Annotated in this window: 17 protein-coding genes and 1 pseudogene; 1 reads left to right on the plus strand and 17 read right to left on the minus strand. The window is 54.7% G+C overall.

The window, feature by feature from the left end:
• Positions 1-10: 10 nt before the first annotated feature.
• The 3 genes from BN1189_RS13030 to mce all read right to left on the minus strand — a co-directional run bounded on the left by BN1189_RS13030 (position 11) and on the right by mce (position 3176).
• Entirely contained in the window at positions 11-1135 is a 1125-nt protein-coding gene (locus BN1189_RS13030) for a M20/M25/M40 family metallo-hydrolase (RefSeq protein WP_040228657.1), read from the minus strand.
• 76 nt (positions 1136-1211) lie between these two features.
• A complete protein-coding gene (locus BN1189_RS13035) occupies positions 1212-2759 on the minus strand; it encodes an acyl-CoA carboxylase subunit beta (RefSeq protein ID WP_040228658.1) in 1548 nt (515 codons plus the stop codon).
• A 6-nt stretch (positions 2760-2765) separates the two neighbouring features.
• Positions 2766-3176: a methylmalonyl-CoA epimerase gene (gene mce, locus BN1189_RS13040; protein WP_040228659.1), complete on the minus strand. Its 411-nt coding sequence runs from the start codon at positions 3174-3176 to the stop codon at positions 2766-2768.
• 123 nt (positions 3177-3299) lie between these two features.
• On the opposite strand from mce, the gene prli42 reads away from it, so the two are divergent.
• A complete protein-coding gene (gene prli42 / locus BN1189_RS16190; RefSeq protein ID WP_179860956.1) occupies positions 3300-3395 on the plus strand; it encodes a stressosome-associated protein Prli42 in 96 nt (31 codons plus the stop codon).
• Positions 3396-3606: 211 nt separating this feature from the next.
• On the opposite strand, the gene BN1189_RS13045 is transcribed toward prli42, so the two are convergent.
• The 14 genes and pseudogenes from BN1189_RS13045 to BN1189_RS13120 form a co-directional block, all read right to left on the minus strand.
• Complete coding sequence (locus BN1189_RS13045; RefSeq protein WP_040228661.1) at positions 3607-4047, minus strand: BrxA/BrxB family bacilliredoxin; 441 nt, start codon at positions 4045-4047, stop codon at positions 3607-3609.
• 73 nt (positions 4048-4120) lie between these two features.
• Positions 4121-5128: a methylmalonyl Co-A mutase-associated GTPase MeaB gene (gene meaB / locus BN1189_RS13050; protein WP_082194273.1), complete on the minus strand. Its 1008-nt coding sequence runs from the start codon at positions 5126-5128 to the stop codon at positions 4121-4123.
• 59 nt (positions 5129-5187) lie between these two features.
• Positions 5188-7344 carry a methylmalonyl-CoA mutase gene (scpA, locus tag BN1189_RS13055; RefSeq protein ID WP_040228663.1) on the minus strand — a complete coding sequence of 719 codons (2157 nt, stop codon included), beginning with the start codon at positions 7342-7344 and terminating at the stop codon, positions 5188-5190.
• The gene (locus tag BN1189_RS13060; protein ID WP_052455856.1) at positions 7331-9019 is read right to left on the minus strand and encodes a methylmalonyl-CoA mutase family protein; all 1689 of its coding nucleotides are present in this window, start codon (positions 9017-9019) and stop codon (positions 7331-7333) included. Before BN1189_RS13060 ends, scpA begins: the two co-directional genes overlap by 14 nt.
• Before the next feature lie 376 nt (positions 9020-9395).
• Entirely contained in the window at positions 9396-9716 is a 321-nt protein-coding gene (locus BN1189_RS13065; protein ID WP_052455857.1) for a ribonuclease E inhibitor RraB, read from the minus strand.
• Positions 9703-10335 (minus strand): hypothetical protein, encoded by a 633-nt coding sequence (locus BN1189_RS13070; RefSeq protein ID WP_052455858.1) that lies wholly within the window; start codon positions 10333-10335, stop codon positions 9703-9705. Before BN1189_RS13070 ends, BN1189_RS13065 begins: the two co-directional genes overlap by 14 nt.
• Positions 10336-10349: 14 nt before the next feature.
• Positions 10350-12053: an RHS repeat domain-containing protein gene (locus BN1189_RS13075; RefSeq protein ID WP_052455859.1), complete on the minus strand. Its 1704-nt coding sequence runs from the start codon at positions 12051-12053 to the stop codon at positions 10350-10352.
• Between the two features lie 28 nt (positions 12054-12081).
• Positions 12082-12303, minus strand: coding sequence for an RHS repeat-associated core domain-containing protein (locus BN1189_RS13080; RefSeq protein WP_082194267.1), 222 nt, complete (start codon positions 12301-12303; stop codon positions 12082-12084).
• Positions 12300-12488 carry a hypothetical protein gene (locus BN1189_RS16900; RefSeq protein WP_040228665.1) on the minus strand — a complete coding sequence of 63 codons (189 nt, stop codon included), beginning with the start codon at positions 12486-12488 and terminating at the stop codon, positions 12300-12302. Before BN1189_RS16900 ends, BN1189_RS13080 begins: the two co-directional genes overlap by 4 nt.
• A 413-nt stretch (positions 12489-12901) precedes the next feature.
• On the minus strand, positions 12902-13378 hold the full coding sequence (locus tag BN1189_RS13095) for a YxiF family protein (RefSeq protein ID WP_040228668.1): 477 nt from the start codon (positions 13376-13378) through the stop codon (positions 12902-12904).
• Between the two features lie 2 nt (positions 13379-13380).
• Positions 13381-13902, minus strand: a pseudogene (locus tag BN1189_RS15900) (HNH/endonuclease VII fold putative polymorphic toxin); the annotation flags it as partial.
• A gap of 639 nt (positions 13903-14541) precedes the next feature.
• On the minus strand, positions 14542-18555 hold the full coding sequence (locus BN1189_RS13110) for an RHS repeat domain-containing protein (protein WP_040228669.1): 4014 nt from the start codon (positions 18553-18555) through the stop codon (positions 14542-14544).
• Positions 18556-18599: 44 nt separating this feature from the next.
• Positions 18600-19649 carry a DNRLRE domain-containing protein gene (locus BN1189_RS13115; protein ID WP_040228670.1) on the minus strand — a complete coding sequence of 350 codons (1050 nt, stop codon included), beginning with the start codon at positions 19647-19649 and terminating at the stop codon, positions 18600-18602.
• A gap of 54 nt (positions 19650-19703) precedes the next feature.
• Positions 19704-20204, minus strand: coding sequence for a hypothetical protein (locus BN1189_RS13120; protein WP_143242308.1), 501 nt, complete (start codon positions 20202-20204; stop codon positions 19704-19706).
• Positions 20205-20318: the final 114 nt, after the last annotated feature.

A 20318-nucleotide genomic window follows, 5' to 3' on the forward strand; every position in this document is an offset into this window, starting at 1 on the left:
TGTTGGCTTCTTATGACTGCTTCGCTGCTTCTTTGACGATTTCCACAAGCAGGTCCGCCAGCTTTTCGAGTTCTTCGACCGGCATGCGCTCGTTCGTCGTGTGGATTTCTTCGTAGCCGACCGACAGCGTGACGGTCGGAACGCCGAAGCCGTTGAAGATGTTGCCGTCGCTTCCGCCGCCGCTCGTCATCAGCTTCGGTTCGCGGCCGACTTTGCGGATGGCGTCCGTCGCGGTGCGGACGACCGGCGCTTCTTCGCCGATCGAGAAGCCCGGATACATGAGCTTGACATCGGTTTCCGCGGAGCCGCCCATGAGCTGCGCCTGACGTTCGAACGTGCGGACCATGTGCTCCGTCTGCTCGTCGAGTTTGGCTTTGTCGATCGAGCGGGCTTCCGAAAGGATCTTCACTTCGTCGCAGACGATGTTCGTCGCCTGTCCGCCTTCGAAGCGGCCGATGTTCGCGGTCGTTTCCGAATCGATCCGGCCGAGCGACATGTTGGCGATCGCCTTCGCCGCGATCGTGATGGCGGAGACGCCTTTTTCGGGCGCCACACCGGCATGCGCCGTGCGGCCCTTGATCACCGTTTCGAGCTTCGCCTGGTACGGCGCCGCCGTGACGATGCCGCCGACTTTGCCGTCCGAGTCGACCGCATAGCCGTAGTCGGCCCGGATCGCATCCGGCGACAGCTCCCGGGCACCGGCGAGCCCGCTTTCCTCGCCCGCCGTGATGATGAACTGGATGTCGCCGTGCGGAATGTTCTCTTCGTTCACCCGGCGCATCATTTCAAAGAGTGCCGCGAGCCCCGCCTTGTCGTCCGCCCCGAGAATCGTCGTGCCGTCAGAATAAATGAAGCCGTCTTCCTTCAGCTGCGGCTGGATGCCCTTGCCGGGGGTGACCGTGTCCATATGGCAGGTGAAATAAATCCGGTCAGCCCCTTCGACGCTGCCTTTCAGCGTGGCGATCAGGTTACCGGCCCCGTGGCCGGAGCGTGCGGCGGAGTCGTCTTCTTCCACTTCAAAGCCGAGCGCCTCCATCTTTTCCTTCAGCACCCCGACGATTTCCTGTTCATGTTTTGTTTCGGAGTCGATTTGCACGAGCTCCATGAATTCATCTACAAGCCTGCTTTGTGCCATGCTGCATTCTCCTTTCTGTGTCAAAACAACAGGACGCACCGTTGCCGAAGAGCTGCCGGTGCGTCCGTTCCCCGCATCAGAGCGGAATATTGCCGTGTTTCTTCTTCGGCCGGTCTTCTTTCTTGTTGCGCATCATGTCGAGCGCCTGGATCAGCTTGATCCGGGTGTCGCGCGGATCGATGACGTCGTCGACCATGCCGTGGCTCGCCGCGACGTACGGGTTTGCGAATTTCTGCTTGTATTCCTCGATCTTCGCCGCTCGGGTCGCCTCCGGATTGTCGCTGTTCGCGATTTCGCGGGCGAAAATGATGTTCGCCGCCCCTTCCGGCCCCATCACCGCGATTTCCGCGTTCGGCCACGCATACACGACATCCGCGCCGATCGATTTCGAATTAAGGGCGACATACGCGCCGCCGAACGCCTTCCTCAGGATGACCGTCATCTTCGGCACCGTCGCCTCGGAATAGGCATACAGGATCTTCGCACCGTGGCGGATGATGCCGCCGTGCTCCTGCTTGATGCCCGGGAAGAAGCCTGTCACGTCCTCGAACGTGATGATCGGGATGTTGAACGAGTCGCAGAAGCGAATAAACCGCGCCGCCTTGTCGGATGAATCGATGTCGAGCCCGCCCGCCATCACCTTCGGCTGGTTGCAGACGAGGCCGACGACTTCACCCTTGATCCGCGCAAGGCCGACAACGATGTTGCGCGCAAACTCCGGCTGGACTTCCATGAATGAATCTTCGTCGACGACTTCATCGATCACCTTGCGCACGTCATACGGGCGGATCGTCTCGAACGGAACGACATCCGCCAGATCCGGCCGGTCATCCTTCTCCCCGTCGGCCTCAAGGCGCGGCGGCATTTCATTGTTGTTCTGCGGCAGGTAGGAAAGCAGCCGCCGGACATCTTCCAGAACTTCCTGTTCGGACGCCCCGCGGAAATGCGCATTCCCGCTGATTGCATTATGTACTTTCGATCCGCCGAGGTCTTCGGAGGAGATCTTCTCGCCGGTCACCGTTTCGATGACTTTCGGGCCGGTGATGAACATCTGGCTCGTCTCGTCCGTCATGAAGACGAAATCGGTGATCGCCGGGGAATAAACCGCCCCGCCTGCACACGGTCCGAGGATGACGGAAATCTGCGGGATGACGCCGGAATAGATGGCGTTCCGGTAGAAGATCTCGCCGTAGCCGTCGAGCGACACGACCCCTTCCTGGATCCGGGCGCCGCCCGAGTCGTTCAGTCCGATGAACGGGGCGCCGTTTTTCGCCGCCAGGTCCATCACATTCGCGATTTTCATCGCATGCATCTCGCCGAGCGCCCCGCCGAACACCGTGAAGTCCTGCGAGAACAGGTACACCGGACGGCCGTTCACTTTTCCGTAGCCGGTGACGACGCCGTCCCCGGGTCCTTCCATCTTGTCCATGCCGAAATCCCGGGTTCTGTGGGAGACGAACGGGTTCAGCTCAACGAACGTGCCTTCATCGAGAAGCAGATCGATCCGCTCCCGCGCGGTCAGCTTGCCTTTTTCGTGCTGCTTGTCGATCCGTTCGTCTCCGCCGCCCAGTTCAATTTTACGCTTCCTGTCATACAGTTCATTGATTTTTTCGTAGATATCCATGTCGGGTCACTCCTGCTTTCCGGATTTGTCGCAGAGCTCATAGAGCACACCAAATGAAGATTTCGGATGCATGAACGCCACCTGCGCCCCGCCTGCACCCGGACGTGGCTCGTCCGACAACAGCCGGACGCCGTGCTCTTTCAGCTCGTTCATCCGCTCCTGGATGTCGGCCACCCCGAAGGCGATATGATGCACGCCTTCCCCCCGCTTCTCGAGAAACTTGGCAACGGCGCTGTCTTCTGAAACCGGCTCCAGCAGTTCCAGTTTGACGTTGCCGGCATCGAGGAACGCCACCTTGAGTCCCTGCGTCGGCACATCTTCCGTCCCGAGCAGCGGGATGCCGAGCGTCTCCGTGTAGTATGGCAAGGTTTCGCTGATGCTCTTGACGGCAATGCCGATATGATCCACGCGCTTCATTTCCTCATGCCCCCTTTTTGTATCCGCCTTCAATTGTACCGCGTTAAAGGAGAAATCTCTATATATTGCGCAAACACCGGAAAAACCTTAGAATGGATGCATCATCTACAGAGGAGTTTGAACGTGAACAATAAACGAATCCAAAAAATCGTCATTTACATCATGATCGCCCTCATGGTCCTGTCCATGGTCGTGTTCGGCCTGAGCTTCGCCATCTAAATCTTAGAGCGGTGCGGCGAGATGTCCGCTTATTTCCGAAAGCGGCTCACTCAGGGAAGATTGCGGCTCACTCGGACCCAAAAGCAGCTCACTCGGGCGAGATTGCGGCTTACTCACGCCCAACAGCGGCTCACTCGGCCACAAGCCCACGGCAAAAACACAAAAAGGAGAACCGGATCCACCCTCGGGTGTCCGGTTCTCCTTTTTTGCATTAAAGCTCTTCGCAGTTTTCTTCGAACTGGGCCTGAAGGTTGACGACAACCGACATCGGGTCGTGGCCTTCGATTTCGTGGCGCGGCACTTCGCCGACCACTTTGCCGTCTTTCATGAGGACGAATGCCGGGGACGATGGCAGGTGGTCATCCCCGAAGTGCATGCGTGCCTGTGCCGTCGCTTCCTTGTCCTGGCCGGCGAAGACCGTGACGAGGTGATCCGGACGCTTGTCATAGTGGACCGCGTGCGCCGCTGCCGGACGCGCGATGCCGCCTGCGCAGCCGCATACGGAGTTGACCATGAAGAGTGTCGTGCCTTCGCGCTTCATGGCTTCTTCAACTTTTTCAGGAGTCTCCAATTGCTCGTAGCCGGAAGCTTCCATTTCGCTCCGCGCCTGGCGGATCATATCTTGCATGAACAGGTTCATATCCATATTCATGTTCACATTCCCCTTTCGGTTCTTTCAATTCGCATTTTACCAGTTTGCCCACCGGACTGCAAAAGGCCGGGCTTCATTCGCTGAACAGGTCGTCAACCGCCGCCGTGACGGTGAGCCGGCCGTGCAGAATTTCCTCCTCTAACCGGGCCACCTGCGTTTTCCGGCCGTGCGCGGCAAAAAAGCTTTCGATGAGCCGGTCCTCGATCGCCTCGCGGAACCACTCTTTCAGCTGCGCCTTTCTCCGGGCTTCCCATTGCCCCGATGCGCCCGTCTGTTCCTTGAACCGGGAGATCGTCTCCCAGACGCCTTCAAGGCCCGACGGAACGATCGACGACACCGGGACGACCGATGTCTGCCAGCCGGGTGTTGCGGGCTGCAGCATCCGGAGGAACTGCTTGTACTCCCTCGCCGTCCGTTTGGCGGCGAGCACATTGTCGCCGTCCGCCTTGTGGACGATGATCCCGTCCGCCAGCTCCATGATCCCCTTTTTCACGCCCTGGAGCTCGTCGCCCGCTCCGGTGAGCACGAGCAGGAGGAAGAAATCCGCCATCCCGCGCACCGCGGTCTCGCTCTGCCCGACGCCGACCGTCTCGATCAGGATGATGTCATAGCCCGCCGCCTCGCACAGCAGCATCGTTTCCCGGGTTTTCCGGTGGACACCGCCGAGCGTTCCGGACGACGGGGACGGCCGGATGAACGCGTTCGGGTGCCGGGCCAGCTCTTCCATCCGCGTCTTGTCGCCGAGGATGCTGCCGCCGGTGACGGTCGAACTCGGATCGATCGCGAGCACCGCGACTTTGTGGCCGGCCTCTGCGAGCGTGAGGCCGAACGCCTCGATGAATGTGCTCTTGCCGGCACCAGGTACGCCGGTGATGCCGATCCGGATGCTGTTCCCGGATTCCGGAAGCAGGCCGAGCAGCAGCTCCTGAGCCGCCGCCCGGTCATCCGGTGAACGGCTTTCGAGCAGGGTGATCCCCCTGGCGAGCCCTAGCCGGGAGCCGCTCCGGATCTCGGCTTCGATATCACCGACCGGGACTGGCCGCTTCCGCTTGACGAATTTCCTGCGGGGAGAAGCGGACATGCCGTCATGAGGCGGTACACCGCCCCCGGTCCGCAACTCTTCCCCGCCGCTTCGTTCCGTCAATCGGATGTCGCCTCGTAGCCGAGGCCTTCGTAGATCGACTCGATCACTTTCTGGGCGGAAACCGGGATGACGGTGCCCGGTCCGAAGATCGCCGCGACGCCCGCTTCGTAAAGGAACTCATAGTCCTTCGCCGGGATGACGCCGCCTGCAAAGACGACGATGTCCTCGCGGCCGAGCTTCTTCAGCTCCGCAATGAGTTCGGGGATAAGCGTCTTGTGCCCGGCCGCAAGCGAGCTGACGCCGACCGCATGCACGTCGTTCTCCGCCGCCTGGAGCGCCGTTTCTGCAGGCGTCTGGAACAGCGGGCCGATGTCGACGTCAAAGCCGAGGTCCGCGAATGCAGTGGCGACGACTTTCGCTCCCCGGTCGTGGCCGTCCTGGCCCATCTTGGCGACCATGACGCGCGGGCGGCGGCCTTCGTTTTCAAGGAACTCGTCCGCCATTTCCTTCACTTCCCGGATCGCTTCGGAGTCCGAGTAGTTCGTGCTGTATACGCCGCTGATCGAGCGGATGACCGCTTTATGACGGCCGGACGCCTTCTCGATCGCATCGGAAATCTCACCGATCGACGCACGGGTCCGCGCCGCATCGACGGCCAGCGCCAGCAGGTTCCCTTCCCCGCTTTTCGCCGCGTCTGTCACCTTGTCGAGTGCCATGCGGACGACCGCCTCATCGCGGTCCGCCTTCATTTTCTCGAGCCGCTCAATCTGCTTGCGCCGGACTTCCGTGTTGTCGATGTCGAGGATCTCGATGGGGTCTTCCTCGTCCGGGCGATATTTGTTCACGCCGATGATCGACTCGGCACCCGAATCGATCTGCGCCTGGCGCTTCGCCGCGGCTTCCTCGATCTTCATCTTCGGAACGCCGGTCTCGATCGCCTTCGCCATGCCGCCGAGCTCCTCGATTTCTTCGATGAGCGCCCAGGCCTTTTCCATCAGCTCATCCGTCAGCTTCTCCACGTAATAAGACCCGCCCCACGGGTCGATGACGTTCGTCATCTGCGTCTCTTCCTGTAGGAACAGCTGTGTGTTGCGAGCGATGCGTGCCGAGAAATCGGTCGGCAGCGCAATCGCCTCGTCAAGCGCATTCGTATGGAGCGACTGCGTATGCCCCATCGCCGCCGCGTTCGCCTCAATCAGCGTCCGCGTGACGTTATTGAACGGATCCTGCTCGGTCAGGCTCCAGCCGGACGTCTGAGAATGGGTCCGGAGCGCGAGCGACTTCGGATTTTTCGGATCAAATGACTTCATCATCTGCGCCCAGATCCGGCGCGCGGCCCGCATTTTGGCGACTTCCATGAAGTAGTTCATGCCGATCGCCCAGAAAAAGCTGAGCCGCGGGGCGAATGAATCGATATCGATGCCCGCCGCAAGGCCCGTCCGCACATATTCAAGTCCGTCGGCGAGCGTATAGGCGAGCTCGATGTCCGCGGTCGCGCCCGCTTCCTGCATGTGATAGCCGGAAATCGAGATCGAGTTGAACTTCGGCATGTGGTTCGACGTGTAGTCGAAAATGTCCGCGATGATCCGCATCGACATCTCCGGCGGATAAATGTACGTGTTGCGGACCATGTACTCCTTCAGGATGTCGTTCTGGATCGTGCCGGCCAGTTTTTCGGGCGGAACGCCCTGTTCCTCGGCCGCCACGATGTAAAACGCCATGACCGGGATGACCGCGCCGTTCATCGTCATCGACACCGACATCTGATCAAGCGGGATGCCGTCAAACAGGATCTTCATATCTTCGACGGAATCGATTGCAACGCCCGCCTTTCCGACGTCACCGGACACACGCGGATGATCGGAGTCGTAACCCCGGTGGGTCGCGAGGTCAAATGCGACCGACAGCCCTTTCTGGCCCATCGCGAGGTTCCGCCGGTAGAACGCGTTGCTCTCCTCCGCGGTGGAGAAGCCGGCGTATTGCCGGACGGTCCACGGGCGCGACACGTACATCGTCGGATACGGTCCGCGTGTGTTCGGCGCGATGCCCGGCAGGTCGGACAGATGCGAAAGCCCGTCCAGATCCTCTTCTGAATAAACCGGCTTGATCTGGATTCCTTCATAGGACTCCACAGGCGCTGCGGCCTCCGCTGCCCGGGTCGATCCCTTCAGCACCGCGGATGGGTCCACCTTTGAAAAATCAGGCTTGTTCATGTTCTGTACCCCCTTCGAGAATCCCTTTCAGCTCTTCCAGCTTGGCGAGGATGTCCTGCCCGCGCCGATAGAATCCGGACAGCCCGGCTTCCAGCAACGCCGCCTCGTCTTCAAAGCGTCCGGCCGCATCGAGCGTCAGCCCGTCCGGCTTGTCCCGTAGCAACCCGGCGACCACCGTTTCCGCCTGAGCGGCCGGCGCGCAGACGACCGCATAGCCGACCGCGTTCCCCCGGACATAGCCAAGCGCATCTTCCGTGCTGTCAAACAGCGGAGACAGCTCGGGGCGGATGCCGCCGACCGCGAGCACCCCGGCCGTAAAGTCGGACACCGGCTTGACGTCTTTGAGCGCCCCGAAACGGAGCAAGTGGACGGTTTTGCCCTGCAGCGCAAGGCGCATTCCCTCAAACGGTTCCGCAAAGCGATCTGTCGCGGCGGCCGAAGGTTCCGTGATCGTCTCCTCAGGATCGGCGTAGATGTTTGTTCCGATCAGGGATTCCGCCCTTCCGGAAAGCGCCCGGATACGCGCTTCTTTCTTTTCGCTTAGCAGTCCGCCTAGTGTTCCGTCAGCGGTGACCGCATCGATGCCGCCTTTCTGCTCGAATTCGAGGAAGAGCTCCCACGCCTTCCGGTATAAGGCTTCCGTCAGCGTTTCGATATAATAGGAGCCCCCTGCCGGGTCCAGCACGCGGTCTGCATGGACTTCGTCTTTTAGGATGAGCTGGATGTTACGGGCGAGCCGTTCGGAGAATGCCGTGCTGCCGGTCAATGTGTCAAACGGCGACACAACGAGTGCATCCGCCCCTCCGACTGCTGCGGCAAACGCCTCGTTGCCCGCGCGCAGCAGGTTGACATACGGGTCGGCAAGAGTGAATGTGCGCAACGAGGTCCGAGCAATGACCGGGACGGGTGCCGGGTCCTTCACGCCATATGCTGCGGCAAACGCTTCAAAAAGCAGCCGAAACGCTCGAAGCTTCGCAACTTCGGTGAAAAAATGAGTATCGACGTCAAACGTGAAGAACAGCTGCCGCGAGAAAGCCCCGAAATCGTCCTCGCATTCCGAGATCTTCGCCGCTTCCGACAGGGCGACTGCAAGCTCCGTGACCGCATCCGAGCCTTTGCTATGTACTGAACCGGTGTCGACAGCGATCGTCCGGATTCCCGGGAACAGGCGGGACAAGTCCGCCGTCCGCTCCACATCGGCAAACCCGGTGACCAGATGACGGTCCGCCTCATCCACCGCACCGAACACCGCAAGAAACGGATCATCTGGGCTGCAGCACACGTGCACAGGCACTTCCTTGATTAGTTCGGCGAGCTGATCCGTCACCTGTTTATCCGCCTCCGCCGTCCAGCCGCCCGTATAGACGACAGCCCCGTTACCGCGCGCAAGTGCTTCCTTCGTCTTTCTGAGGAATTCCGCCGGATCTGTCGTCCGCACTTCCTGAAGGATCATCCAGTCCGCCTGTTTCATCCCGTTGCGGATGGCGTCAATCCGGAACTCCGAACCGTCGGGAACATCTTCCGCCGTATAAAGCGGCTTCAACGTGATGCCTTCCGGTGTATCTGTTTCAAGCGCTGAAAGCGATTTCCCTTTCAGCGAGGCTTCCGCCGCCTCGCGCCATTCCTCACAGGAAGGCACGGGGAACGTCGTGTTTTTCATCGTCTGGATCGTCACTTGCCTCTCCCCCTCATGCAACTTATGACTATTTCCATTCTAACGAAGAATTTGATGGTTTGAAAGGACAGGGCGGCAATCCTTCCCCTTAATAATGAATGCGGCCTTCCTGCGTTGTTTTCATCCTGCGTCAGCGAGAAAAACCCGAAAGTTTTATTGCTTTAAATTTCGTATACCGCACGTCTCAACATATTAAAGTCAACATGGGCTAAGTTCTTCCTTCATGACGTCTCCCAGTCTTTCAAATGCTCATCTTCGACAGAATAATTAACCGCATTGTAAAAAACGGACCGGTTGGCTTCCTGCGCGCCAGCCGGTCCGCTCATTTATACATAATGGATTTCCGCTTAAGGCTAATCATTCAAGCCATGGCCGTTCAGTCCTCCGGAATCACCATGACGCCCCAGCCGTCTGAGCGGCCATCAAAAGGGGCGGCAATTTGATCAAGGCGTTCTTGCATTTCCACGATCGCCGCATGGTCAAGATGAGTCACTACCACCGCGTAGCAACTCCACTCCCCCTCGTCTTCGTCCAATTCAGCCGTAATCCCTTCTCTTTTGATCGCTTTTAAGATTTTCTTTGCACGCCGCTTGTCCGGACAGGCCACTGCAAATTCCACTGGTTGTGGAATATCAAAATCCACTCCCTCTTCCTTGAGCATTTGCAAAACCTGTCCATCCTCATCATTTGGAAACATCTTGATTTCCTCCATTCTTTCCTTTAAGAAGACGCTCCATCTCGTCGCTTTTGATATTGTAGTGCCGCTTGTCCATATAGCCCGCATACTGAAGGGACGGATGTTCCAGGAGCGGAGTCATATCCCCGTCTAGAACGTTCGTATCAACGAAAATAAATTTCTCAAGCTTTGGGAACTGTCTTAAAAACTGCAGGTTCTCAAGAGGGCTGATTCCTACTAGACTTAAAATTCGAAGCTCCTTCATTTCAAACAGTTCAGTTTCCAAACCAATTCTCTTTGCTTTTTCTATTTTGAGTACCTCTAAATGTTCAGAAAGCTGGCTGATCCCATTGAATGATTGAAGATTCCTTGCATAGGCAATGCCGATTCGTTTTAAGCGGCTACATTCCTCGAAATCTTCAAAGTCCTTTATATTCGTAAAATCTAATTCAACGCTCAAAAGGTTTTTAAAACGTTTGAAATCGTAAAAGTTACTTTTTGAACCCTCTTTATAAGAATCCAGATAGATATATTTTATTTCCTCAAAATTAAGAGAATCTTTAATTCCTCCTTTTAAGTCTAACCCTAAAAACTCATTTGCAGGGACTTCATCATAAATCAATGTGATGGATTTCCACATTTGCATCCTCCTAATTAATATTTTCCGTAATCTTGATAATGATATTTTCTACCCGGGCTGCTTATTTTATTGTATAATCTATGGCCCTTCTTTTTGAGGTTTCTACTACTGTTCAAATAAAAACCATGTTTTTTCATCAATTTATATCCCCTAATAAAAGCCTCCCTTGAATTCTTTGCCGGCCTCCAAGCAATGGAAGTAATTTGTGCGCCGTCTTTCCTTTGGTGTTTTTTTGCGGATTTTTTCGCTCTTTTCATGCTTCCTTTCCCAATATATTTGTAGCCATTACTATAGGAGATCATATAGGTACCGGTTGTTTTAGTTACCTTGGTCAGACCTTTAATCTTTCCAATCCCAATAAGACTGGATGCTGCAGCCCACGCAATCTGCTTCTTGCTCTTGCCCGACTTGTACGCCTGGTAGCCGTCATAGGCCGCGAAGCCGGCGTTGACGACCATCCATGCCCAGTGGCCGTCCGGGTCGGTGTTCATGACCGGATTCCCGTCGGCGTACGTGTAGCCGTTCATCGTGACGGGGTCGTCCTCATCGCCCGGATCGGGGTCGCGGGAGAGGAAACGGGCGGTCGCCGGGTCGTAGTAGCGCGCCTGGAGATAGTAGAGCTTCGTTTCCGTGTCATACACATAGCCCGCATAGCGGATCGGCTGGCCTTTGATGCGCGCGTCGGTCGGTTCCGGCGACACGAGGTTGCCCCATGGGTCGTAGTCATATTCGGCGGCGGTGAGTCCGTCCCGGTCAATCAGGCGGACGACGTCGCCCCGGTGGTTCGTCACGGCCTCAAACGACTGGCCGGCGGCGTTCGTCACCTGGACAAGCTTACTGTTGTTCCAGGTGAAGGACCAGACGGTGCGGCCGCCGGTTTCGGTGATGCGGACGAGCTGCGAGCCGTCGTAGTGATACTGGTGGGTTGCGCTTCCCACAGTCTTTGTCTTCCGGAGTCCGTCGGGATGATACGTGTAGCTGACCTGGCTTCCATTGATCCGGTCGGTGGAGGAGGCGAGCCGGCCAAGGCCGTCCCATGTATGAGTGAGCCGTCCGTCATCCAACAGGTTTCCTTCCCGGTCATAGGTAAAGCCCACTACTTCGTTCGCCGCATTGAAAGATAGTGTCCGGCCCTGCGGGTTCTGCAGGTTGCCTGCAGCGTCGTAGTGGTAAAGGGTCTCTTTTGAACCGTTGTGCCATTTCACAAGCCGGTTATACGCGTCATACGTGTACCGGTGGGTCTTGTTGCCGGCGGTGTAGGACACCACCTGTCCGCTCTTGTCGTAGGCGTAGCGGTACTGGACCGGGGACCGGGCCAGGACGGTCTGGGCGGTGAGCTGTCCGTCCTCGTCAAACTCATGAAGCTGGACAGACATCTGGCTTTCCTGGCGGACCGGCTGGCTTTTCTCATTGAAGAAGTACTGGTACGCCGTGTTGTCCGGCGCAGTCAGCGTCGTCAGACGCTGAAGGCTGTCATAGGCATAGCGTGTGGTAAAGGTGCCGGCGCCGAGCGTTTCCTTAAAGGCAGTCCGCAACCCGTTTGCCGGATTGTCGGTGGCGGTTTCATAAGTGTTTTCTATGGTATACCCTAGCGAGACGGCTTTGGTCAAGCGCTGGCTGGCATCATAGTCGAAGGAATAGGCGCCGTTCGGCGTCTGGATCGACTTCAGCAGGCTGTTTTTGAAATAGGTCTTATCATAGAGCTTGACGCCATTCACGGATTTGGCGACTTCGTTGTTTTTGGCGTCATAGCCGAATGTNGTCCGGGTCGCGTGAGAGGAAGCGGGCGGTCGCCGGGTCGTAGTAGCGCGCCTGCAGGTAGTAGAGCTTGGTTTCCGTGTCATACACGTAGCCGGCATAGCGGATCGGCTGTCCCTTGATGCGCGCGTCGGTCGGTTCCGGCGACACGAGGTTGCCCCACGGGTCGTAGTCATATTCGGCGGCGGTTTGCCCGTCCCGGTCGATCAGGCGGACGACGTCGTCCGGTGGTTCGTCACGGCCTCAAACGGCTGGCCGGCGGCGTTCGTCACCTGGACGAGCTTGCTGTTGTTCCAGGTGAAGGACCAGACGGTGCGGCCGTTCGTATCGGTGATGCGGACGAGCTGCGAGCCATCGTACTGGTAGTGCAGGGCGGTGCCGCCCGCCGTCTTCATTTTCCGGAGGCCGTCGGGATGGTACGTGTAGCTGACCTGGCTTCCGTTGGTCCGGTCGGTGGAGGAGGCGAGCTGGCCAAGGCCGTTCCATGTATGGGTGAGCCGCCCGTCATCCAGCAGATTCCCTTCCCCGTCATAGATGAAGCCGGCGACTTCGTTCGCCGTATTGAAAGAAAGCGTGCGGCCCTTCGGGTTTTCTAGAATGCCGGCAACGTCATGTTTGTAAGGGTTTTATTTTAAACCGTTATGCACTTTACAAGCCCGTTGTATTTGTCGTACGCCTATCGGTGTATCGCAGTAGAACAACCAAAAGTTTCTAAAGTAAAACCGGAAAGCCTAAGCTCTCCGGTTAATTCTTAACCCAAGTTGCCTGAGTAAATCTTCTAAGCTAACTGTTGTGCCAGACAATTATATTAGTTTTCATTCCAAATAAATAACTTATCACCGTATTCATTTCCTTCTACAACTATTCCTCTTCTTAATTGAGGATCAACAAACACTAAATCCATTTCTCCTGTTCTGTAACCGGTAAACGGCAAGATTTCTTCCAGATTCTTAAAAAAAGTGTCTTCCGGTATCCAAATCGCATCAACTTCGGTGTTTTGTTTGAAGAAAAGTAATGCCTTGTTGTCTAATTGCGTTGACTTAAATAGCAGACGAGATTTAAGAATAGTATTGATAATCGTATTTTCATTTACTGGAAAAATGCTGAGGTTTTCAGTTTTATCAATTCTTTTAAACACATCATTGAACAATTCAAACCTATCGTTTTGATTAATAAATCCACTTGGCTCGTAGTCCTTTAATATTTGTATCAATTTCTCTTGAACAATGGCTCGTTTGTTTTCGAAGAGTAATTGTTGAAGACGCAATTTTTGATTATTACTCATTACTACCTCCTGCTATTAAAACCCTTTTTATTTTCAGGAAAATGACCTTTGTATTGCTTATATCTTCCTGGACGTAGTGGGCTTCCTTTACTATTGTCAGCTCCGTGAAAGTGTGGGCCCCTCCCAAATTTATCTTCTTTATGAAGGACAAAATACTTCTTCCCGAATTTATAAACTGTTCTGTTCTCATACTTTTTATCACGCACATATTTATGGGTCTGATATTGAGAAGACGTTGGTATTCCCGCTGCCCTCTTGGCAGATCTGAAGGCTTGTCTCCTTGTTAGCTTTACAACTTTACTAATTTTCTTGACATGCCCAACCTTCACAAAGCTCGAAGCCACCGCCCAAGCAATCTGCTTCTTGCTCTTGCCCGACTTGTACGCCTGGTAGCCGTCATAGGCCGCGAAGCCGGCGTTGACGACCATCCATGCCCAGTGGCCGTCCGGGTCGGTGTTCATGACCGGATTCCCGTCGGCGTACGTGTAGCCGTTCATCGTGACGGGGTCGTCCTCATCGCCCGGNAACATCTTGATTTCCTCCATTCTTTCCTTTAAGAAGACGCTCCATCTCGTCGCTTTTGATATTGTAGTGCCGCTTGTCCATATAGCCCGCATACTGAAGGGACGGATGTTCCAGGAGCGGAGTCATATCCCCGTCTAGAACGTTCGTATCAACGAAAATAAATTTCTCAAGCTTTGGGAACTGTCTTAAAAACTGCAGGTTCTCAAGAGGGCTGATTCCTACTAGACTTAAAATTCGAAGCTCCTTCATTTCAAACAGTTCAGTTTCCAAACCAATTCTCTTTGCTTTTTCTATTTTGAGTACCTCTAAATGTTCAGAAAGCTGGCTGATCCCATTGAATGATTGAAGATTCCTTGCATAGGCAATGCCGATTCGTTTTAAGCGGCTACATTCCTCGAAATCTTCAAAGTCCTTTATATTCGTAAAATCTAATTCAACGCTCAAAAGGTTTTTAAAACGTTTGAAATCGTAAAAGTTACTTTTTGAACCCTCTTTATAAGAATCCAGATAGATATATTTTATTTCCTCAAAATTAAGAGAATCTTTAATTCCTCCTTTTAAGTCTAACCCTAAAAACTCATTTGCAGGGACTTCATCATAAATCAATGTGATGGATTTCCACATTTGCATCCTCCTAATTAATATTTTCCGTAATCTTGATAATGATATTTTCTACCCGGGCTGCTTATTTTATTGTATAATCTATGGCCCTTCTTTTTGAGGTTTCTACTACTGTTCAAATAAAAACCATGTTTTTTCATCAATTTATATCCCCTAATAAAAGCCTCCCTTGAATTCTTTGCCGGCCTCCAAGCAATGGAAGTAATTTGTGCGCCGTCTTTCCTTTGGTGTTTTTTTGCGGATTTTTTCGCTCTTTTCATGCTTCCTTTCCCAATATATTTGTAGCCATTACTATAGGAGATCATATAGGTACCGGTTGTTTTAGTTACCTTGGTCAGACCTTTAATCTTTCCAATCCCAATAAGACTGGATGCTGCAGCCCACGCAATCTGCTTCTTGCTCTTGCCCGACTTGTACGCCTGGTAGCCGTCATAGGCCGCGAAGCCGGCGTTGACGACCATCCATGCCCAGTGGCCGTCCGGGTCGGTGTTCATGACCGGATTCCCGTCGGCGTACGTGTAGCCGTTCATCGTGACGGGGTCGTCCTCATCGCCCGGATCGGGGTCGCGGGAGAGGAAACGGGCGGTCGCCGGGTCGTAGTAGCGCGCCTGGAGATAGTAGAGCTTCGTTTCCGTGTCATACACATAGCCCGCATAGCGGATCGGCTGGCCTTTGATGCGCGCGTCGGTCGGTTCCGGCGACACGAGGTTGCCCCATGGGTCGTAGTCATATTCGGCGGCGGTGAGTCCGTCCCGGTCAATCAGGCGGACGACGTCGCCCCGGTGGTTCGTCACGGCCTCAAACGACTGGCCGGCGGCGTTCGTCACCTGGACAAGCTTACTGTTGTTCCAGGTGAAGGACCAGACGGTGCGGCCGCCGGTTTCGGTGATGCGGACGAGCTGCGAGCCGTCGTAGTGATACTGGTGGGTTGCGCTTCCCACAGTCTTTGTCTTCCGGAGTCCGTCGGGATGATACGTGTAGCTGACCTGGCTTCCATTGATCCGGTCGGTGGAGGAGGCGAGCCGGCCAAGGCCGTCCCATGTATGAGTGAGCCGTCCGTCATCCAACAGGTTTCCTTCCCGGTCATAGGTAAAGCCCACTACTTCGTTCGCCGCATTGAAAGATAGTGTCCGGCCCTGCGGGTTCTGCAGGTTGCCTGCAGCGTCGTAGTGGTAAAGGGTCTCTTTTGAACCGTTGTGCCATTTCACAAGCCGGTTATACGCGTCATACGTGTACCGGTGGGTCTTGTTGCCGGCGGTGTAGGACACCACCTGTCCGCTCTTGTCGTAGGCGTAGCGGTACTGGACCGGGGACCGGGCCAGGACGGTCTGGGCGGTGAGCTGTCCGTCCTCGTCAAACTCATGAAGCTGGACAGACATCTGGCTTTCCTGGCGGACCGGCTGGCTTTTCTCATTGAAGAAGTACTGGTACGCCGTGTTGTCCGGCGCAGTCAGCGTCGTCAGACGCTGAAGGCTGTCATAGGCATAGCGTGTGGTAAAGGTGCCGGCGCCGAGCGTTTCCTTAAAGGCAGTCCGCAACCCGTTTGCCGGATTGTCGGTGGCGGTTTCATAAGTGTTTTCTATGGTATACCCTAGCGAGACGGCTTTGGTCAAGCGCTGGCTGGCATCATAGTCGAAGGAATAGGCGCCGTTCGGCGTCTGGATCGACTTCAGCAGGCTGTTTTTGAAATAGGTCTTATCATAGAGCTTGACGCCATTCACGGATTTGGCGACTTCGTTGTTTTTGGCGTCATAGCCGAATGTCACCGTTGAAGAGACGGAGGTGTCCTGGCCGCGTTCAATCTTGGTGACATTGCCTTCGCCGTCATACTCGTAGCGATAGAACTTCCCGAGCGGATCGTTCTCCCTCTCCACCTGGTTAATGGCGTTGTAGGAGAACGTGGTCTTGTTGCCGCGCGGATCGGTCCTTGAAAGCAGATTGCCTTGCCTGTCGTAGGCATAGGTCGTCTGGATGTCCTTTGCCGGACCCAGGCTGACGGATGTGACCCGGTTCATCGGGTCGTATTGGCGCTCTTTCACCCGGTTTTCCGCATCAGTGACTTTCGTTTCATTGCCGTTTGCATCGTGTGCATAAGAAGTCGTATTGCCGAAGGCGTCTGTCTCCGCTGTCATGTTGACGCCGTTGGCATCGTATTTCTTCTCTACCGCGGAACCGGTTGTTTCCACCTTGATATTATCAAAATAGGCAAAGCCGGAGGTCTTGCTGTAGAGCCCATAAATCTTGGCTTGTTTAAAGTCCTTCGGTGCACGGATGGTGTTTTTGGCGAACTGCCACTTGTTCTGGGCATGGCTGCCGCTCATGAACGGAAGATCGACCGAAGCGGAAGTTCCGTCCGTGTACGTAAGCCAGAGGCGAAGTTTCAGATCTCCCGCGGCTACGGCACTGCTGGTGTTCGCCCAGCCGGAAAATGTAATCGGGTCGTTCTTTTTTCCTTTGGCTTCCACATACTGTCCGATGAATCGCTGGGTTCCATTGCCGGTGATCCGGACGCTATTGCTGCCGGACTGTTTGACGGCCGTGCTTCTACCGTCTCCTGTACCGAAGCTGTTCAGGGTCCATCCTTCCGGAGAAGCGGAAGTTCCTCTTTCAAAACCGGCATTCTCATTGGCGGCATATTCCGGAAGCGTCGTACCGTAGACTGCCTGGACTCCGTCGAACAAGGCGGTTCCTTGCCCTTTTGCCAGGAGATCGATTCGGACAGCTCCTGTTCCTGCCGGCAACGTGACGGTTTTCGAAAGGTCTGTCCAATCCGTCGTCCCGGTGATCGGGGCGCTCAGCTCCTGATAGATGGAGCCGTCCGGATTTTTCAAGTTTACATTGGCACTGTCCAACGGGTAGATGCGAAGGCGTGCGCCTTCACCGCTTAAATTAACCGTCTTTACCCGGGCGGATACCGTGTAGACCCGCTGGGTCTCTGACGGTTCCACATTGAAGGCCTGTCGGAAGTAGCCTGCATCGCCTGTTCCCGAGAGACTGATCTGTGCCGCTTTCTGGCCGAATCGACTGTCAGCCGACAAGGTGTGGCTGCCTGCATTCGTCCCCGAAAAACGCAGCCATCCTGAAGGCAGACCGGCTGCATCCGCCGTTTCAAACTGGCTGTTGGCCAGGCGATTGTAACTGTTTCGCGTCGGGCTCACGCTTCTCGTCACGTTTCCAAATAGATCATACTGGTTGTAGTCCGTGAGGTAGAAGTTTGTGGTGCTTGAGACCAGGTTGCTGACGGCATCATAAATGTTGTTCTCAAAGATTCCGCCGGAATCTTTTGAACTGACCACATTGTTCTTTGCATCGAGGGTCTGCGTGAACGACTGATTGCCGGTCGTGGAAGCGCCGGTGACATTTCCCTTGCTGTCATATTGGGTGGTGGTCGTGACAGCTGAAGGCGCTCCACTGTCTTTGTCCGGCTCATACTCTTTTTCCAGCAGGTTATTTTTCCATACATATTTGGTGGTGCTTTGATTGGCACTGCCCACATTCTCTACAATCTGGGTTACGTTCACCGTTCGGGCTTCCGGAGTGGAGTAGGTGTAATCCGTCTTGTTTCCTTTTGAGTCCATGTAAGACGTCTTTTGATTTGTATAAATCAGTTGGGAGTAGATGGACGGGCCTTTCGGATCAATCAGCTTGGTGACACGGTTGTTCACTTTGTCATATTCGATCTTGCCGATATTCCCGTTGGCATCCTTCACCGATACCAGTCGGGCAGTCGCCGGGTCATAGCCGAATTCAATGGCTTTCTCTGCAGTCGTTCCGGCAGCGAATGTGATCTTTTGCAGGACAGAAAGGTTGTTGACGGTGGCATAGGCGAACTTCACCGGCGTGTTTTTGAAATCATTGACCGTGTCCAGCCGTCCGTTGACATACTTCAAGTCCAGGCTCCGTACGGAGCCGCCCGTTTTCTCCGTGATCTTGGTGATGCGGGTTGAGGAGCCGTCGAACGTATAAAGTACCTGATTCCCCTTCTCATCCTTGATCTCATAAAGACGGCCGGAGTGGTCAAAGAACCGCACCGTTTCCGATGTGTCGCGCAGCTCATATCCCGAAGACGTCCGGATCAGTTCATACTCACGCCTTCAGGGGAGCTATAGGTCATCCCATCATCATGCTGCTGCTTGGCGAAGTGATAACGGGCACCGCCGCCCGTCCGGTATTCAATGATGGACTGGTCACTGTTGGCTGCAAGTGATTCATAGGAGTTGAACATCCATCCGAGGCCGAAGTGGGTGTTGTAGTTCGACCGGCTGTTGTAGGTCAGGCCCAGATCAAACGCTTCGGTCAGGCCGGCGACGTCAATCAGCGCCAGGTCATAGACCATATTGCCGTTGATGACATTGACGACGGCCGTTCCTTCCCCTTGGAATACATCCGGCGTATACGCCCAATAGTCGGTGAGTCCAAGCAGTTCGGTCGGCCGGAATTCGATGTACAGTTTTGGCTTTCCGAACGGACTGCCATCCGGATTCACCCATTCCGATGAATGGAAGCTCTTTCGCGCGGCTGTCCCTTCCACACTATCCGGGTATTTGGCCATCACCCCGAAGTTGGTTGCCGGGTTGTCATACCAGCCTTTGACGGCGTCCGTGACCTTGAAATATTGGTAGGCCTCGGCAGACTGCTTATTTGAATCAAGAGGTGTCGACAGATAAGACGGCTGCGTCGCCCAATTGACCGTCGTCGCATTGAACGAAGAAGTCAGTTTGTGAAGGTCAATCTGTGAAGTGTTTCCAGTGCCCACTTGGTAGAGCCCGAGAGAGGCACCGGTCACGACCCCGTTGGGGACAGTAGGAAGGTTGAACTTCAAAAGGGAGCGGGTCTTCCCGATCGCAGAATGGTTCCCTGCGAACAGATAATCTGTATTGTGATAGTTGTAGTTCGTTCCGCTTGCGACAAACGTGTCTTCTCCCTGGAAGACATCGATCCATGGATCGATCGTCACCGGGTAGACGGTGTCTGGACTTTGAAGAAATGCTTCATCTGCGGTGACAGTAAGCAAAAAGCCCTCATCGGTTTTTTCGATGTCCTGTGAAACTTCCTGCGAGATGACCCCTTCGGGAGCTGCTTCGTGATTGGAGTCATACATGAACGGTTTTTGGATGAGGAACAAAAACGCTCCCTTGGCATTAAAGAAATGAATACTCCCATCAGATTGCTTTTTCGCTTACACGCCGTCGATCGACAGCTTGAATTGAAACTGGTTTTTGCCTTCATACGCTTGGAGAATAATGTTTTCTTTCACCTTGCTGCCGTCAGCGAACTGTTTTTCATTCACGGATTGGCCTTCAAGGGACATTTCCATGACATGTCCACCCGTTTCATAGGACAAGATTTCAGAGGACTCACTGAAAAGCTGCTTCGGAAATTCTACCGAGAATTCATTATCGGTGTTTTCAAAAACAGTACCCGTTTCAGAGTCCTTTAAAGTATTGTCAATATCAAGCCATTCCCCATTCTCTTCAAAGTGAATGGGATCCAAATAGACTTCTGCAAAATAATTCCCTTCTTCATCACTGAATACTTTTGAATTCCGATTGCGCATGGCAGGGATCTCTCTTATCTGTTTCCGGTTTTCCCCCTGGAACTTGTGCTCCAATGATTTACCGGGTTCTTCCGGTTTTTTTGCGAGTGCTTCCGTCGCAGAAAGAGGCAGTGAACTGATCATGAGGCAGATCGCCAGGAGGACTGCCAAAGTTTTTCGGGCTGGATACATGCGGTTGCTCCTTCGATGGTTGATAAAATGGTAAAACAGGCATAAAAAATAGCGGGATTGAAATTC

It is taken from the genome of Bhargavaea cecembensis (assembly GCF_000826125.2).
GTDB lineage: Bacteria > Bacillota > Bacilli > Bacillales_A > Planococcaceae > Bhargavaea > Bhargavaea cecembensis_B.

Coding starts and splice junctions, on each gene's coding strand:
- BN1189_RS13065 (WP_052455857.1), bottom strand. CDS start 9,716: ATGTTTCCAAATGATGAGGATGGACAGGTTTTGCAAATGCTCAAGGAA.
- BN1189_RS13030 (WP_040228657.1), bottom strand. CDS start 1,135: ATGGCACAAAGCAGGCTTGTAGATGAATTCATGGAGCTCGTGCAAATC.
- BN1189_RS13070 (WP_052455858.1), bottom strand. CDS start 10,335: ATGTGGAAATCCATCACATTGATTTATGATGAAGTCCCTGCAAATGAG.
- BN1189_RS13120 (WP_143242308.1), bottom strand. CDS start 20,204: ATGATCAGTTCACTGCCTCTTTCTGCGACGGAAGCACTCGCAAAAAAA.
- mce (WP_040228659.1), bottom strand. CDS start 3,176: ATGAAGCGCGTGGATCATATCGGCATTGCCGTCAAGAGCATCAGCGAA.
- BN1189_RS16900 (WP_040228665.1), bottom strand. CDS start 12,488: ATGAAGACGGCGGGCGGCACCGCCCTGCACTACCAGTACGATGGCTCG.
- BN1189_RS13035 (WP_040228658.1), bottom strand. CDS start 2,759: ATGGATATCTACGAAAAAATCAATGAACTGTATGACAGGAAGCGTAAA.
- scpA (WP_040228663.1), bottom strand. CDS start 7,344: ATGAACAAGCCTGATTTTTCAAAGGTGGACCCATCCGCGGTGCTGAAG.
- BN1189_RS13045 (WP_040228661.1), bottom strand. CDS start 4,047: ATGAATATGGATATGAACCTGTTCATGCAAGATATGATCCGCCAGGCG.
- meaB (WP_082194273.1), bottom strand. CDS start 5,128: ATGTCCGCTTCTCCCCGCAGGAAATTCGTCAAGCGGAAGCGGCCAGTC.
- BN1189_RS13095 (WP_040228668.1), bottom strand. CDS start 13,378: ATGAGTAATAATCAAAAATTGCGTCTTCAACAATTACTCTTCGAAAAC.